Consider the following 14,309-nt stretch of genomic DNA (forward strand, 5'->3'; position numbering starts at 1 on the left):
TTGATGTCATTCATAGCGCAACGCCTCGGCAGGGTTCACCCGGCTGGCACGCCAGCTCGGGTAGATCGTGGCCACGAACGACAGCGCCAGCGAGATCAGCGCGATCGGCATGATGTCGCTCTGCTGCGGGTCGCTGGGCATGCGGCTGATGAGGTAGACGTCCTGCGGCAGGAAACTCGCGCCCAGCGCGCGCTCCAGCGCGGGCACGAGGGTGTCGATGTTGAATGCGATGCCCAGGCCCAGCAGCAGGCCCACGCCGGTGCCGATCACACCCACCATGGCGCCCTGCACCATGAAGACGCCCATGATGCTGCGCGGGCTCGCACCCAGGGTGCGCAGGATGGCGATGTCGGCGCGCTTGTCGGTCACGGTCATCACCAGCGTGGACACGAGGTTGAACGCCGCCACCGCCACGATCAGCGTGAGGATGATGAACATCATGCGTTTTTCCAGCTGCACAGCGGCGAACCAGCTGCGGTTCTGGCGCGTCCAGTCGCGCACCAGCAGGCCCGGGTCGAGGCTGCTTGCGATATCAATCGCCACCTCGCGCGCTTCGTGCAGGTTCTTGATCTTCACGCGCACGCCGGTGGGGCCTTCCACGCGGAAGATGCGCGCGGCGTCGTCCTGGTGCAGCAGGGCCAGCGCCGAGTCGTATTCGAAGTGGCCCGAATCGAAAGTGCCCACCACCGTCATCTGGCGGATGCGCGGCACCACACCCGCGGGCGTCACCTGGCCGCTGGGCGCGATCAGGGTTACTGAGTCGCCGATGCCCACGCCCAGGCCGCGCGCCAGCTCGCCGCCGAGAATGACGCCGAATTCGCCCGGCACCAGCCGCGGCAGCACGGTGTCGGCGAGGTCGGCCACGAGGTCGGTCACTTTGGGCTCCAGCGCCGGGTCGATGCCACGCACCAGCGCGCCCTTCATGTCTTCGCCGCGCGCGATCAGCGCCTGCGCGCCCACGAACGGTGCCGCGCCCAGCACCTCGGGGTGACGTTCGATGGCGGCCAGCGTGTCCGCCAGGTTTGGAATGGCCTGCCCGCCGGGCTCGAACACCTCGATGTGGGACAACACGCCGAGCATGCGGTCGCGCACCTCCTTCTGGAAACCGTTCATCACCGAGAGCACGATGATGAGCGCGGCCACGCCCAGCGAGATACCCAGCATGGACACGCCCGAGATGAAGGAAATGAAACCGTTGCGCCGCGTGGCGCGGCCAGCGCGCGTGTAGCGCCAGCCGAGGATGAGTTCGTAAGGGGTTTGCATCGTTGGAGTCCAGCGGTGGATTGTGGCATCCCCGACAATCGCCCCCATGCCCGTCGCCCCCATGGCCCCACCCGCCCCGCCCCCGCTGCCCAGCCACCTGCTGATCCCGTTTGCCAGCGCCAGCGCGCCGGACTGCCAGGCCGCGCTGAAAGGCCTGCGCCTGCCCCAGCTGGAGGCCCTGCTGGGCGAACTGGTGCCGGCGGCCCTGGACGCGGGCGACGACCACAGCCTGAGCCTGCCGCACGAGCGCGCGCTGGCGCGGGCGCTGGGCCTGACGCAGGCCGACGGCAGCCCCTGCGAAGACGGCCTGATTCCCTGGGCCGCCGCGCACAGCGCGCAGCCCGCGACGCCGCAGGCCTGGCTCAGCCCCTGCCACTTCCAGGTCGGCATGGAGCGGGTCAGCCTGCTGCCGCTGGAGCAACTGGTGCTGGACGAGCCGGCGTCGCGCGCCCTGTTCGACGCCCTGGCGCCCTTCTGTGCCGAAGACGGCGTGACCCTGCGTTTTGACTCGGCCACGCGCTGGCACGCCAGCGGCGAACCTCTGCGAGACATCGCCTGCGCCAGCCTGGACCGCGTGAGCGGCCGCCAGGTGGATGCGTGGATGGCCGAGAGCCCGCGCAACCCGGGCGGCGCCCAGGTGCTCAAGCGCCTGCAAAGCGAGGCACAGATGCTGTTCTATACCCACCCGGTGCACGACGCGCGCACGGCCCGTGGCCTGTTTCCGGTGAACGGCCTGTGGCTCAGCGGCGCGGGCGCGGTGGCATCCCCCACCCCCCTGCGGCCGCCACCCACCCTGCCGGACACGCTGCGCCAGGCCGCGCTGCGCGCCGACTGGGCCGCCTGGGCGCAGGCCTGGGCCGAACTCGACGCCACACACATCCCCGCCCTGCTGGAGCGCGCGCGGCGCGGCGAAGCGGTCACACTCACGCTGTGCGGCGAGCGCAGTGCGCAGACCTGGGTCAGCGCCCCTCGCGGCGGCGCAGCCCGCCTTGGCCGCCTGTTCAAAAACCTGCTGGGCACACCCCCGGCCTGGAAAGCCCTCGAACCCCTATGAAGATCATCACCCGCGATGTCCCGCCCCGCGCCGCCTGGGCGCTGGAACAGGCCGGCCTGCACCCCCTGCTGGCCCGCCTCTTTGCCGCCCGCGGCATCACCGCCAAGGAACAGCTGGACGACGCGCTCTCGCTGCTGCTGCCCCCGTCCACCATGAAAGGCGCGGCGGATGCCGCCCGCGCCCTGGCCGACGCCATGGCCGCCAACCAGGCCATCTGCATCGTGGCCGACTACGACTGCGACGGCGCCACCGCCTGCGCCGTGGGCCTGCGCGGCCTGCGCCTGCTGGGCGCGCCGATGGGCCATGACCGCGTCAGCTACCTGGTGCCCGACCGCGTGACCGACGGCTACGGCCTCACGCCCGCGATCGCCAAACGCGTGAAGGCGCAGGGCGCCGACGTGCTGGTGACGGTGGACAACGGCATCGCCAGCATCGACGGCGTGCGCGCCGCGCACGAGCTGGGCCTGCAGGTGATCGTGACCGACCACCACCTCCCCGCGCTCAAGGGCGGCGAGGTGGTCGTCCCCACCGACTGCGTGATCGTGAACCCCAACCAGCCGGGCTGCGACTTCGAAAGCAAGTCGATCGCCGGCGTGGGTGTGATGTTCTACGTGCTGCTGGCGCTGCGCGCCGAATTGCGCGAACGGGGGGTGTTTGATGCGAAGTCACAACCCAAGATCGACACGCTGTTGCCCCTGGTGGCCTTGGGCACCGTGGCCGACGTGGTCAAGCTCGACGCCAACAACCGCCGCCTCGTGGCCCAGGGCCTGAAGCGGGTGCGCACCGGCGCTATGCCGCCGGGCATGACGGCGCTGTTCAACGTGGCGGCGCGCAAGCCCGAGGCGGCCACCAGCTTCGACTTCGGATTCGCCCTCGGCCCGCGCCTGAACGCCGCCGGCCGCCTGGCCGACATGACCCTGGGCATCGAATGCCTGACCACCGACGACGGCCTGCGTGCCGATGAGCTGGCACGCACGCTCGACGGCATCAACCGCGAGCGCAAAACCATCGAAGGCGAAATGCGCGACCAGGCACTGGCGCTGGCCGAAGAGATGTTCGACGAATCCGAAGAGCCCCCGCCCGCGCTGATCGTGTTCGACCCGGACTTCCACGAGGGCGTGGTCGGCATCGTGGCCTCGCGCCTGAAGGACAAGCTGCACCGCCCGACCTTCGTGTTCGCCACCAGTGGCGCCGAGGGCAAGGAAAACGAGCTCAAGGGCTCGGGCCGCTCCATCCCCGGTTTTCATCTGCGCGACGCGCTGGACCTGGTGGCCAAGCGCCACCCGGGCGTGTTGATGCGCTTCGGCGGCCACGCCATGGCCGCGGGCTGCACCATCGACGAAGAGCACCTGGACGTGTTCGAGGCCGCGCTGCAGCAGGTGGCCCACGAGTGGCTGGACGCCGCCACCCTGCAGCGCCGCATGGAGGCCGATGGCGTGCTGGACAAGCAGTACCGCCGCACCGACCTGGTGGACACGCTGCACAAGGAGGTGTGGGGCCAGGGTTTTGCGCCGCCGGTGTTCTGCGAGGAAGTGCAGATCGTGTCGCAGCGTCTCGTGGGCGAGAAGCACCTGGCCCTCAAGATGAAGCACCAAGGCGAGCCGGTGGACGGCATCTGGTTTGGCCACACCGAGCCTTTGCCCGAGCGGGTCAAGTTGGCGTTCCGGTTGGATGCGGATGAGTGGCAGGGTCAGCGGAGGGTGCGCTTCCTTATCGAAGCTGCTGAGGTCTGAGATTCTGTTTCGTTCTTGAACCTCGCACGCTGGCGAGACCATGGCGCTCTGCGCCGCTCATGTCCCCCGGCCCGGCTGCGCCGGCCCTCCTCCTTTACTTCGCTATGCAGAACGCCATGTTCCCGCCAGCAACAGCCGGGCGGGCACTCAAGCATTGAGCCGTCCGAGCACCAGGGAGGTCATCGGCAACCGGGGTGACCGATGCAGCGAAGTAAAGGAGGAGGGCCGGAACGGCCCGGGGGACATGAGCGGAATCGGTCGCCCCGGTTGCCGATGACCGGAGCAAGCCCATCAAAAAACCTCAAGTCATCAGCGCTTCACGAACCGCCGCCAGTTGCCGGCGGGAAACGGCCAGACGCTCGTCCACCCCATCGAGCCGCACCGTCCAGCCCTCGCCGTCCACCGGGTCGTTGTGCTTCTCCACGGCCCGCACCCGGCGCCGCGCCACCAGCGCATTGCGGTGCACCCGCACAAACAGATGCGCGTACTTCTGCTCCAGATCGCTCAAAGCGCCGTCGTAGATGTGTTCCTTCTCGGCCGTGCGCACGGTGATGTACTTCAGCTCGGCCTTGAGGTAGATCACGTCGGCCAGCGCCACGCGCTCGCTGCGCCCGCGCTCCTGGATGATGAGGCACTCGCCTGCGCCCGTGTCGTCGGCCGCGCCCGCCTCGCTGGCGGCGCGCAGGCGCTGCACCTTCTGAAGTGCCTGCTGCAGGCGCTCCAGCCGCACGGGCTTGGTCAGGTAGTCGGCGGCTTCGAGTTCAAAGGCATGCACCGCGTGTTCGGCGTGCGCCGTCACGAACACGACCATGGGCCGTACCGCCAATTCCCGCAACGTGGCCGCCAGCGCCATGCCGTCCACACCGGGCATGTGAATGTCGAGCAGCACCAGGTCGCAGGGCAGGCGCCGGATCTGCTCCATGGCCTGCACCGCATTGCTCGCCTCGCCCACCACCTCCGCGTGTGGATCGGTGCAGTCGCCCAGCAGCGTGCGCAGCCGCGAGCGGGCCAGCAGTTCGTCGTCAACGATGAGTACCTTCAGTGCCATGTCACGCTCCGTTGCTTGTGGCTTCAGAAACAGACCTTATACCGGTATTTCGAGTCGCACCTGAAACACCCCATCAACCAGTGCGCTCTGGAAACGCCCCTGCACGTCGTGCAACAGGTTCAGCCGCTGGCGCACATTGTCCAGCGCCAGACCATGGCCGGGCACGCCGCTGCCGGCCGGCACCGTGTTGGTCACCTTGATCACCACCACCGAACCGCGGCGCTTCGTGCTGATGCGCACCACCGCCCCCATGGGGCTGGGCTCCACGCCGTGCTTCACGGCATTTTCCACCAGCGGCTGCAGGATCAGAGGCGGCAGCTTCGCCCGCGAGGCGTTTTCGTCGATGCTCCACTCCACCCGCAGACGATCGCCGAACCGCACCTGCTCGATGGCCAGGTAGTGCCGGGCCAGTTCCAGTTCCTGCCCCAGCGGAACCGCCTCCTTGGCGTCGGCCAGCGCGTGGCGAAACAGCTCGCTCAGGTCTTCCAGCAGTCGCTCGGCCTTGGCCGGTTCGGCGCGCACCAGCGCGATCGCGCTGTTGAGCGTGTTGAAAAGAAAGTGCGGCCGGATGCGCGCCTGCAGCTCGGCCAGCTGCGCCGTGGTGCCGGCAGGGGTGCGCGCCTTGGCGCGCCACACCAGCCCGGCCACCAGCACCGCGGCCACCAGGGCCCCCGATGCGGCACTGCCCAGCCAGGGGGCGGGCTCCAGCAGGCCCATCCAGTTCAACAGACCACAACCGTAGAGTGCCGCCAGCGCGCCCAGCCCAACACCCACGGTCCATTGGAGCGGCATCGGCAGACACCAGAGCGGCCGCTTGAGCATGCACACCACCAGCAGCCACGCCAGCACGGCCGGCAGCGCCGCGCCGGTGAGCATGGCCATCTGCGACATCCAGCCCCACAGGGACTGGGACTCAAACAGCGAGGCCACCAGCACGATGGCCTGCACGAACAGCACCGCGCGCAGCACCACCCCGACCTGGCAGGTGTCGAACACCAGCTCATGGGCCTGGCCATGCTCGGGCATCTTGCGCAAGGGGCGCGTGCCCTTCGCCGGGGCCAGCTCCTGGAAGGTCGATAAAATTCGGGAATCTTTCATGGGTCGCACTATAGGCCGGCACGGGAACCACGGACAGGCGCACAGGCCGTCCTTCCTTCCCCAACCCCGGCGAGCAGCACCCGGCTCAAGCCCTTGAGCATCCTTGCCCGCGGCCTGTGCGCCGCCTTCTTCACCCACACGCCGCTGGCTCCACCATGTCCACCAACCAACTCGACAAGAAATCCCAAGCCTGGTCCGCCCTATTCTCGGAGCCCATGAGCGAGTTGGTCAAGCGCTACACCGCCAGCGTCTTCTTCGACAAACGCCTCTGGCTGGCCGACATCACCGGCAGCCTGGCCCACGCTGAAATGCTGGCCGCCCAGGGCATCATCGGCGCCGACGACCGCGCCGCCATCGAGCGCGGCATGGCGCAGATCCGCAGCGAGATCGAAGCCGGCACGTTTGAGTGGAAGCTCGATCTGGAAGACGTGCACCTGAACATCGAAGCGCGCCTGACCCAACTGGTGGGCGACGCCGGCAAGCGCCTGCACACCGGCCGCAGCCGCAACGACCAGGTCGCCACCGACGTGCGCCTGTGGCTGCGCGGCGAGATCGATTTGATTTCCGATCTGCTGAAAGAGCTGCAAACCGCGCTGGTGGACGTGGCCGAGAAGAACGTGGAAGTGATCCTGCCCGGCTTCACCCACCTGCAGGTGGCGCAGCCGGTGAGTTTCGCCCACCACCTGTTGGCCTATGTGGAAATGTTCGCCCGCGACGCGGAGCGCATGGCCGACGTGCGCCGCCGCACCAACCGCCTGCCGCTGGGCAGCGCCGCACTGGCCGGCACCACCTACCCGCTGGACCGCGAACGCGTGGCCGTCACGCTGGGCATGGTCGATGACCAGGGCGTGGCCCAGGTCTGCCAGAACAGCCTGGACGGCGTGTCCGACCGCGACTTCGCGATCGAATTCACCGCCGCCGCCAGCCTGTGCATGGTGCACATCAGCCGCTTCAGCGAAGAGCTGATCTTGTGGATGAGCCAGAACTTCGGCTTCGTGAAGATCGCCGACCGCTTCACCACCGGCAGTTCCATCATGCCGCAGAAGAAGAACCCCGACGTGCCCGAGCTGGCCCGCGGCAAGACCGGCCGGGTGTTCGGGCACCTCATGGGTCTGCTCACGCTCATGAAGGGCCAGCCGCTGGCCTACAACAAGGACAACCAGGAAGACAAAGAGCCGCTGTTCGACACCGTGGACACGCTGAAAGACACGTTGCGCATCTTCTGCGAGATGGTGGGCGGCCAGCTCAACCCGGCCAACGGCCAGAAGGAAGGCGGCATCACCGTCAACGCCCAGGCCATGGAAGACGCGGCCAAGAAGGGCTACGCCACCGCCACCGACCTGGCCGACTACCTGGTGAAGAAGGGCCTGCCCTTCCGCGACGCGCACGAAACCGTGGCCCACGCCGTGAAGGCCGCCACCAGCCACGCCTGCGACCTGTCCGAGCTGCCGCTGGCTGTGCTGCAGGGCTTCAACGCGTCCATCGAAAAAGACGTCTACGAATGCCTGAGCCTGCGTGGCAGCCTCAACGCCCGCAACACCCTGGGCGGCACCGCGCCGGCCCAGGTGTTGACGCAGATCGCGCGCCACCGCACCCGCCTGGCCTGAGCGCGAGGCTGGCCGGCAGAGGGCCAGGCATCCGCCGACTCTTGGGCTCAAGATCACCACTGGGACGCCGATAAAAGGGAAAACAAGGCCCGCGTTCTGCGCGGCCACAACCCCGAATCGGAGGAGCCCCCTGTGTCTTCACTCTCTTTGTGGATCGCCGCCGCATTGGCCTTCGCCGTGGCCTCGTGGTGGTTCCTCCGCCCGGCAGGGCGCACCCCCACCACCGCCCAGACCACCCGGCCGCCCAGGGCAAGCACCGAACGCAGCGCAGCCACAACCGCCTCGCCCGCCCAGGCGCCCGCCGCCGCCCCACCCGAACACCCCCTGCCGCCCGAGCTGGCGAACTTCCGCTGGCGCGCCGAAACCGAGCTCGACGCCGAGCACCGCGCCACCATGATCGCCGCCGTGCGCGGCATCCCGCGCCCGCCGCGCTCCATGCAGCAACTGCTGTCGCCCGAATTCGTCGCCACGGCCGGCTCGGCCGAACTCAGCGATCTCGTGATGGCAGAGCCGCTGATCGCCGCGCGGGTGATCTCCACCGTCAACGCACCCTTCTACGGTCTGCACAGACCGGTGACCAACATCGGCCAGGCGGTCACCTTTCTGGGCATGAACTCGGTGCGCGGCATCTGCCTGCAGTACATGCTGGCCGAGGCCTTCAAGCCCACGCTGGCGAACACGCAAAAGGCGTTTGACGTGATCTGGAAGGCCAGCGCCATCGCCAGCGAACTGGCCGTGCGCCTGGGCAAGGCCCTCAACCTGCCCGAGCAGGGCTCGCTCTCCACCCAGGTGGTGCTGAGCTTCGTCGGCCAGCTGGCGACCGCCTCGCTCATCCCGCCTTCGGAACTGGGCCGGTGGCTCGCCAGCGGCCGCCTGGAGCGCGCCCGGCTGGAGCAGGACCTCCTGGGGCTGAACGCCTGCGAGATCGGTGCCCTGCTGATGAAGACCTGGGAACTGCCCGCCAGCCTCGTCGGCGAGGTCAGCGCCATGGGGCGGCAACTCGTCACCCCTTACCTGGCAACCGACCCCGCTCGCGCACCCCGGCTGGCGCTGGGTTACCTCTGCGCCCGCCTGGGCGAACGACTGGCACTCGGACAGATGCGCGGCCTGGAAGGCTACGAGCTGCGGCAGGACCAGGGCGCGGACACCCACCATCTGCGCGCCAGCCTGTCCCACCCGGCGCTCGCGCGGCTGGAGCAGGCCCTGGCATCGCCCGAGGTGCAGGCCGCCGTGCTGCAGATGCTGGACGACCCGCGGGCCTGAGAACCGGCCGGCCCGCCGCCCGACAAGGCGGCGTTACTGGGACGGTGCCCCGCTGTAGGCGTTGCTGCCCTGGCTGGGCTGCACGGCCCAGTAGATCAACACCAACCAACCGATCACCGGGATCAGGCCGATGAGCTGCCACCAACCGCTCTTGCCGATGTCGTGCAGACGGCGCGCGCCCACCGCGATCGACGGCAGCAGCGTGGCGAGCGAAAACAGGTTGTGCACCATCCCCATGCGGAGCATGCCCAGCACCACCCCCACAACGATCAGGAACAGCACCCACCACCAATACTCCGAGCGCGTCGCGCGCCCCTCGAACCCCACGTACTTGGTGAAACAGGTCTTGACGGCATCGACAAAGTTCATCTCATCCTCCAGAAGGTAGTTGGTGGCGGCATGATAGCCGGGGCCCGCTTGACCTCCATCAAGCCCCGTCGCCGCCACTGCGGCTACATTTCCGGACCATGGACACCACTGCAACCTCCACCGCCTCCCACACGCCCACGCCAGCCACGGCTGGGCTGGACTGGTCCCCCCAACTGCAGACGGGCGACGCCCGCATGGACGACACGCACGAAGAGTTCGTGGTCATGCTCAACGAGCTGCTGGCCACGCCGCACGACCAGCAACTGCCGCTGTACCGCACATTCGTGGCGCACACGGTGGAGCATTTCGCGCAGGAAGAGCGCTGGATGCTGGCCACCGGCTTCGCCGCCGACAACTGCCACGCCTCGCACCACGCCACCATCCTGGACACCCTGCGCGCCGTGGTCGAGCACTACGAGCAGGGCGACACGGAAATCATCTCGCGCCTGGCCGAGGCGCTGGTCGAGTGGTTTCCGCAGCACGCCGCCAGCATGGACGCCGGTCTGGCGCTGCACATGAAAGATGTGGGCTTCGACTCCCGCACCGAAACCCTGGCCGACCCGAGCAAGGTGCGGCCCGCCTCCATGAGCGGCTGCGGCAGCGTGAGCTGCAGCTGAACGGCCGAACGCCACGACCAAGCCACCCGCCGGGTGGCTTTTTTGTGGGCGCGCTGTGGCCGCTGGCTATAGTCGAGCCAGGGGCGTGGACGCGGGTCGTGCGGCTGATGCCCAGCGAAAGAAGCCCCCCATGAACATCCCCACCGAAACCAGCCCGCCCGCCGACAGCCGCATCGCTCCCCGTCTGGAAGGCGCCGACTTCTTCGACGCCTGGGCCATCGACGCCGCCGACCCCCAGCGCAGCGCGCTCGGCCAGTTTCTCAAGGCCGCACAGGCCACGCCCGGCTGGGTCAACGCCTGCATGGCGCTGCGCAACCGCATCGTGCAGGTCTTCGGCATCAAGAACCTGGGCGCGCTCTCGCAGATCGACCCCGCCCGCCCCGACGCCGACTACCGCCCCGGTGACCGCGTGGGCATCTTCACCCTGATCGAAAACACGCCCGACGAGGTGCTGCTCGGTGACAACGACAAGCACCTGAGCGTGGTGATCTCCGTGCACCGCGCACCCGCCGCCAACGACCGGGCCCGTGTAACCGTCACCACCGTGGTCCACACCAAGAACGCTCTGGGCAGGCTGTACATGCTGCCGGTCACGCCCATGCACCGGTTGATCGTGCCCGCGACGTTGCGGGCGATTGGCTGAAGCGCGCTGGATCGCATCCCGTGCGGCTGACCGCTCACCACCGGCGCGCGGCGCCGGTGGTGAGCGGTCTGAACATCGGGTCTCAGGCACCCATTCGGTGCCTACCGCACCACCATGAAGTATCTGGCTTGTTTTTTGCTTGCGAATGGTGCGATTCGCCATGCAGACCCTGTTTTGGCGCTTTCAACGCACCAAAACAAGTTATTTCTGCACGGAGATTCACATGGACGCACTCAAACAGGGCGCTGATGCCCTGTTCATCCTGCTCGGCGGCATCATGGTCCTGGCCATGCACGCGGGTTTCGCCTTTCTGGAGCTGGGCACGGTTCGCAAGAAGAACCAGGTCAACGCCCTGGTCAAGATCCTGGTGGACTTTTCGGTCTCGACCATCGCCTACTTCGTCGTTGGCTACGGCGTGGCCTACGGCGCCTCGTTCTTCGTCGGCGCCGAGACGCTGGCCCAGAAAAACGGCTACGAGCTGGTGAAGTTCTTCTTCCTGCTCACCTTCGCGGCCGCCATCCCCGCCATCATCTCCGGCGGCATTGCCGAACGCGCCAAGTTCTGGCCACAACTGATCGCAACGGCCGTCATCGTCGGCCTGGTCTACCCCTTCTTCGAGGGCATCGCCTGGAACGGCCACTTCGGCGTGCAGGCCTGGATCGAGGCCACCACCGGCGCGGTCTTCCACGACTTCGCCGGCTCGGTGGTGGTGCACGCCGTGGGCGGCTGGATCGCGTTGCCCGCCGTCATCTTCCTGGGCGCGCGCGCCAACCGCTACCGCAAAGACGGCGGCATGTCGGCCCACCCGCCGTCGAGCATCCCCTTCCTCGCACTGGGCGCGTGGATTCTCTGCGTGGGCTGGTTCGGCTTCAACGTGATGAGCGCGCAGCGGCTGGAAAACATCTCGGGCCTGGTGGCGGTGAACTCGCTCATGGCCATGGTGGGCGGCACGCTGGCCGCGCTGCTGGCCGGCAAGAACGACCCCGGTTTCGTGCACAACGGCCCGCTGGCCGGCCTGGTGGCCGTGTGCGCGGGCTCCGACCTCATGCACCCGCTGGGCGCGCTGGTGGTCGGCGCCGTGGCGGGCGCGCTCTTCGTGGGCATGTTCACGCTGACGCAGAACCGCTGGAAGATCGACGACGTGCTCGGCGTCTGGCCGCTGCATGGCCTGTGCGGCACCTGGGGCGGCATCGCCGCCGGCATCTTCGGCCAACAGGCGCTGGGCGGGCTGGGCGGCGTGAGCTTCGGCGCGCAAGTCATCGGCACCGGCCTGGGCGTGGTCTGGGCGCTGCTGGGCGGCGCGGTGGTCTATGGCACGCTCAAGGCGGTCATGGGCCTGCGGCTGAGCCAGGAAGAGGAATACGACGGCGCGGACCTGAGCATCCACCGCATCAGCGCCACGCCGGACCGGGAAGTGAGCTGGTGATCGCTTGTGGGAAAGGCGCGAGGTCGGCACGAGCGACCACGGGCACGGCGGGAGACATGGCCATGATGGGTCCTCAAAAGGAGCCCCCGCTGTCGAAAACAGGGCGGGTCGTTCGTCGTGGATCTTGAAGGCCCTCTTCAGATCCACCACACTGCACCCACCATGCCCTCTGAATCAACCCCCACCCCGACCCACACCGGCAGCTGCCATTGCGGCCGCATCGTATTTGAAGTCCACGGCGCGATCGACAGCGCGCTCGCCTGCAACTGCTCGATCTGCTCGCGCAAGGGCTCGCTGCTCTGGTTCGCGCCGCGCGCCAGCCTGGAACTGAAGACGCCCGAGGACGCGGCCTCGACCTACCTGTTCAACAAACACGCGATCCGGCACCGCTTCTGCCCCGTCTGCGGCATCCACCCCTACGGCGAAGGCACCGACCCCAAGGGCAACGCCATCGCGGCGATCAACCTGCGCTGCATCGACGGCATCGACCTCGCGGCCATTCCTGTGCACCATTTCGACGGCAAGAGCCTCTGAGCCTGGGGGGCGCCAGCCTTCCGCCGCCCCGATCATCCCCGCAGACCGCCTGCCGTCGTCCTGGCCGGACCAAGCCGGGGGCAGACAGCCGACCCCATGAGCCATTCCTCGCCCACCCTGCCCGACGCTTCACCCGCTCCGCCCACGAAAGCCACCCCCCGCGAATGGTGGGGGCTGGCCGTGATCGCCCTGCCCTGTCTGGTCTACGCCATGGACCTGACGGTGCTCAACCTGGCCGTACCGGCGCTCAGCCGGGCGCTGGTACCCAGCGCCTCGCAACTGCTGTGGATCATCGACATCTACGGCTTTCTCGTCGCCGGTTTCCTGATCACCATGGGCACGCTGGGGGACCGCATCGGGCGCCGCCGCCTGCTGCTGATCGGCGCGGCCTTCTTCGCCGTGGCCTCGGTGCTGGCCGCGTTCGCGCGCACCCCCGCCGAGCTGATCGCGCTGCGCGCGCTGCTGGGCATTGCCGGCGCCACCCTGGCGCCGTCCACGCTCTCGTTGATCCGCAACATGTTCCACGACGACACGCAGCGCCAGTTCGCCATCGGCGTGTGGATCACCGCGTTTTCGGTCGGCAGCGCCATCGGCCCGTTGGTGGGCGGCTGGCTGCTGGAGCACTTCTGGTGGGGCTCGGTGTTCCTGCCCGCCGTGCCGGTGATGGCCCTGCTGCTGGTGCTCGGGCCGCGCCTGCTGCCCGAATACCGCGACGAGCACGCCGGCCGCATCGACCCGGCCAGCGTGCTGCTCTCGCTGACCGCCGTGCTCAGCCTGATCTACGCCGTCAAGGCCATGGCCGAATACGGGCCGAGCCCGGGACGACTGGCCTTGCTGCTCACCGGGCTGGCCATCGGCGCGGCGTTCGTGCGGCGCCAGAAGCGCATCGACTACCCGCTGCTCGAACTGCGGCTGTTCGCCATCCCCAGCTTCCGCACGGCCATCATGGCCTACGGCCTGTCGTGCCTGGCCATGTTCGGCATTTACATCTTCATTGCCCAACACCTGCAGATGGTGCTGGCGCTTTCGCCGCTGCAGGCCGGCTGGGCCACGGTGCCGTGGGCGGGCGGTTTCGTGTTCGGCTCCATGGTGCTGGCGCCCTGGCTGGCGCGGCGTTTCGGGCCCGGGCCGGTGATGGTGTGGTGCCTCGCTGCGGCGGCGGCCGGCATGCTGCTGATGGTGTGGGCCGACGGCCCCTGGGCGCTGTGGGTGCTGGTGGCCGGCATGGTCGTGGTCAGCCTGGGCATGGCCCCGGTGTTCGCCATCGGCACCGAGCAGATCATCACCTCGGCGCCACCCGAACGCGCCGGCGCCGCCTCGGCCATCGCCGAAACCAGTTCGGAGTTCTGCGGCGCTTTGGGCATCGCGCTGTTTGGCAGCGCGGGCACGCTGATCTACCGCCAGCAGCTCGCGCAGGCCAGCGGCCAGGGCCTGCCCCCGGAAGCCATGGCCACCCTGGGCGGCGCCCTCGCGGTGGCCGAACGCCTGCCCGCCGAAGCGGCGCAAGCGCTGATATTCATGGCCCGCGCCGCCTTCACCGACGCACTGCAGTTCACCGCGCTCACCGGCAGCGCGCTGATGCTGCTGGCCAGCGTGCTGGCGGCGCGCATGCTGAGGCGGCGGTAACACAGGCATCAGGCCAGAATTCCGACCC

At 68.6% G+C, this 14,309-nt stretch carries 13 protein-coding genes; 9 read left to right on the plus strand and 4 right to left on the minus strand.

Going from position 1 to position 14,309, the window contains the following annotated elements:
* Positions 1 to 6: 6 nt before the first annotated feature.
* A complete protein-coding gene (locus AC07YZ_RS16505; RefSeq protein ID WP_494795488.1) occupies positions 7 to 1,263 on the minus strand; it encodes a lipoprotein-releasing ABC transporter permease subunit in 1,257 nt (418 codons plus the stop codon).
* A gap of 46 nt (positions 1,264 to 1,309) precedes the next feature.
* Here AC07YZ_RS16505 and AC07YZ_RS16510 point away from each other — a divergent pair, with 46 nt between their 5' ends.
* Both AC07YZ_RS16510 and recJ read left to right on the plus strand, forming a co-directional pair.
* Positions 1,310 to 2,317: a phosphoglycerate mutase gene (locus AC07YZ_RS16510; RefSeq protein WP_494795489.1), complete on the plus strand. Its 1,008-nt coding sequence runs from the start codon at positions 1,310 to 1,312 to the stop codon at positions 2,315 to 2,317.
* Positions 2,314 to 4,050: a single-stranded-DNA-specific exonuclease RecJ gene (gene recJ, locus AC07YZ_RS16515; RefSeq protein ID WP_494795490.1), complete on the plus strand. Its 1,737-nt coding sequence runs from the start codon at positions 2,314 to 2,316 to the stop codon at positions 4,048 to 4,050. The genes AC07YZ_RS16510 and recJ overlap by 4 nt, the downstream gene beginning before the upstream one ends.
* Positions 4,051 to 4,351: 301 nt before the next feature.
* Here recJ and AC07YZ_RS16520 read toward each other — a convergent pair whose 3' ends face one another.
* Both AC07YZ_RS16520 and AC07YZ_RS16525 read right to left on the minus strand, forming a co-directional pair.
* Positions 4,352 to 5,098 (minus strand): LytR/AlgR family response regulator transcription factor, encoded by a 747-nt coding sequence (locus tag AC07YZ_RS16520; RefSeq protein WP_226491715.1) that lies wholly within the window; start codon positions 5,096 to 5,098, stop codon positions 4,352 to 4,354.
* Positions 5,099 to 5,134: 36 nt separating this feature from the next.
* Positions 5,135 to 6,196, minus strand: coding sequence for a sensor histidine kinase (locus AC07YZ_RS16525; RefSeq protein ID WP_494795491.1), 1,062 nt, complete (start codon positions 6,194 to 6,196; stop codon positions 5,135 to 5,137).
* A gap of 155 nt (positions 6,197 to 6,351) precedes the next feature.
* On the opposite strand from AC07YZ_RS16525, the gene argH reads away from it, so the two are divergent.
* A complete protein-coding gene (argH, locus tag AC07YZ_RS16530; protein WP_494795492.1) occupies positions 6,352 to 7,803 on the plus strand; it encodes an argininosuccinate lyase in 1,452 nt (483 codons plus the stop codon).
* A 132-nt stretch (positions 7,804 to 7,935) separates the two neighbouring features.
* Positions 7,936 to 9,066 (plus strand): HDOD domain-containing protein, encoded by a 1,131-nt coding sequence (locus AC07YZ_RS16535; protein ID WP_494795493.1) that lies wholly within the window; start codon positions 7,936 to 7,938, stop codon positions 9,064 to 9,066.
* A 33-nt stretch (positions 9,067 to 9,099) separates the two neighbouring features.
* Here the strand turns inward: AC07YZ_RS16535 and AC07YZ_RS16540 are convergent, their stop codons facing one another.
* Positions 9,100 to 9,435, minus strand: a complete 336-nt coding sequence (locus AC07YZ_RS16540; protein WP_226491712.1) for a DUF805 domain-containing protein — start codon at positions 9,433 to 9,435, stop codon at positions 9,100 to 9,102.
* Positions 9,436 to 9,533: 98 nt separating this feature from the next.
* Between AC07YZ_RS16540 and AC07YZ_RS16545 the strand changes: the two genes are divergently transcribed.
* The 5 genes from AC07YZ_RS16545 to AC07YZ_RS16565 all read left to right on the plus strand — a co-directional run bounded on the left by AC07YZ_RS16545 (position 9,534) and on the right by AC07YZ_RS16565 (position 14,281).
* On the plus strand, positions 9,534 to 10,052 hold the full coding sequence (locus tag AC07YZ_RS16545) for a bacteriohemerythrin (RefSeq protein ID WP_494795494.1): 519 nt from the start codon (positions 9,534 to 9,536) through the stop codon (positions 10,050 to 10,052).
* 130 nt (positions 10,053 to 10,182) lie between these two features.
* Positions 10,183 to 10,695 carry a DUF2867 domain-containing protein gene (locus tag AC07YZ_RS16550; protein ID WP_494795495.1) on the plus strand — a complete coding sequence of 171 codons (513 nt, stop codon included), beginning with the start codon at positions 10,183 to 10,185 and terminating at the stop codon, positions 10,693 to 10,695.
* Between the two features lie 223 nt (positions 10,696 to 10,918).
* Positions 10,919 to 12,121 (plus strand): ammonium transporter, encoded by a 1,203-nt coding sequence (locus tag AC07YZ_RS16555; protein WP_226491709.1) that lies wholly within the window; start codon positions 10,919 to 10,921, stop codon positions 12,119 to 12,121.
* Positions 12,122 to 12,283: 162 nt separating this feature from the next.
* Positions 12,284 to 12,655: a GFA family protein gene (locus AC07YZ_RS16560; protein WP_494795496.1), complete on the plus strand. Its 372-nt coding sequence runs from the start codon at positions 12,284 to 12,286 to the stop codon at positions 12,653 to 12,655.
* A 96-nt stretch (positions 12,656 to 12,751) separates the two neighbouring features.
* Positions 12,752 to 14,281 carry an MFS transporter gene (locus AC07YZ_RS16565; protein ID WP_494795497.1) on the plus strand — a complete coding sequence of 510 codons (1,530 nt, stop codon included), beginning with the start codon at positions 12,752 to 12,754 and terminating at the stop codon, positions 14,279 to 14,281.
* Positions 14,282 to 14,309: the final 28 nt, after the last annotated feature.

The sequence above is a fragment of the Hydrogenophaga sp. GW101-3F08 genome (assembly GCF_059424585.1).

Coding starts and splice junctions, on each gene's coding strand:
- AC07YZ_RS16550 (WP_494795495.1), top strand. CDS start 10,183: ATGAACATCCCCACCGAAACCAGCCCGCCCGCCGACAGCCGCATCGCT.
- AC07YZ_RS16505 (WP_494795488.1), bottom strand. CDS start 1,263: ATGCAAACCCCTTACGAACTCATCCTCGGCTGGCGCTACACGCGCGCT.
- AC07YZ_RS16525 (WP_494795491.1), bottom strand. CDS start 6,196: ATGAAAGATTCCCGAATTTTATCGACCTTCCAGGAGCTGGCCCCGGCG.
- AC07YZ_RS16520 (WP_226491715.1), bottom strand. CDS start 5,098: ATGGCACTGAAGGTACTCATCGTTGACGACGAACTGCTGGCCCGCTCG.
- argH (WP_494795492.1), top strand. CDS start 6,352: ATGTCCACCAACCAACTCGACAAGAAATCCCAAGCCTGGTCCGCCCTA.
- AC07YZ_RS16545 (WP_494795494.1), top strand. CDS start 9,534: ATGGACACCACTGCAACCTCCACCGCCTCCCACACGCCCACGCCAGCC.
- AC07YZ_RS16555 (WP_226491709.1), top strand. CDS start 10,919: ATGGACGCACTCAAACAGGGCGCTGATGCCCTGTTCATCCTGCTCGGC.
- AC07YZ_RS16540 (WP_226491712.1), bottom strand. CDS start 9,435: ATGAACTTTGTCGATGCCGTCAAGACCTGTTTCACCAAGTACGTGGGG.
- AC07YZ_RS16565 (WP_494795497.1), top strand. CDS start 12,752: ATGAGCCATTCCTCGCCCACCCTGCCCGACGCTTCACCCGCTCCGCCC.
- AC07YZ_RS16510 (WP_494795489.1), top strand. CDS start 1,310: ATGCCCGTCGCCCCCATGGCCCCACCCGCCCCGCCCCCGCTGCCCAGC.
- AC07YZ_RS16560 (WP_494795496.1), top strand. CDS start 12,284: ATGCCCTCTGAATCAACCCCCACCCCGACCCACACCGGCAGCTGCCAT.
- recJ (WP_494795490.1), top strand. CDS start 2,314: ATGAAGATCATCACCCGCGATGTCCCGCCCCGCGCCGCCTGGGCGCTG.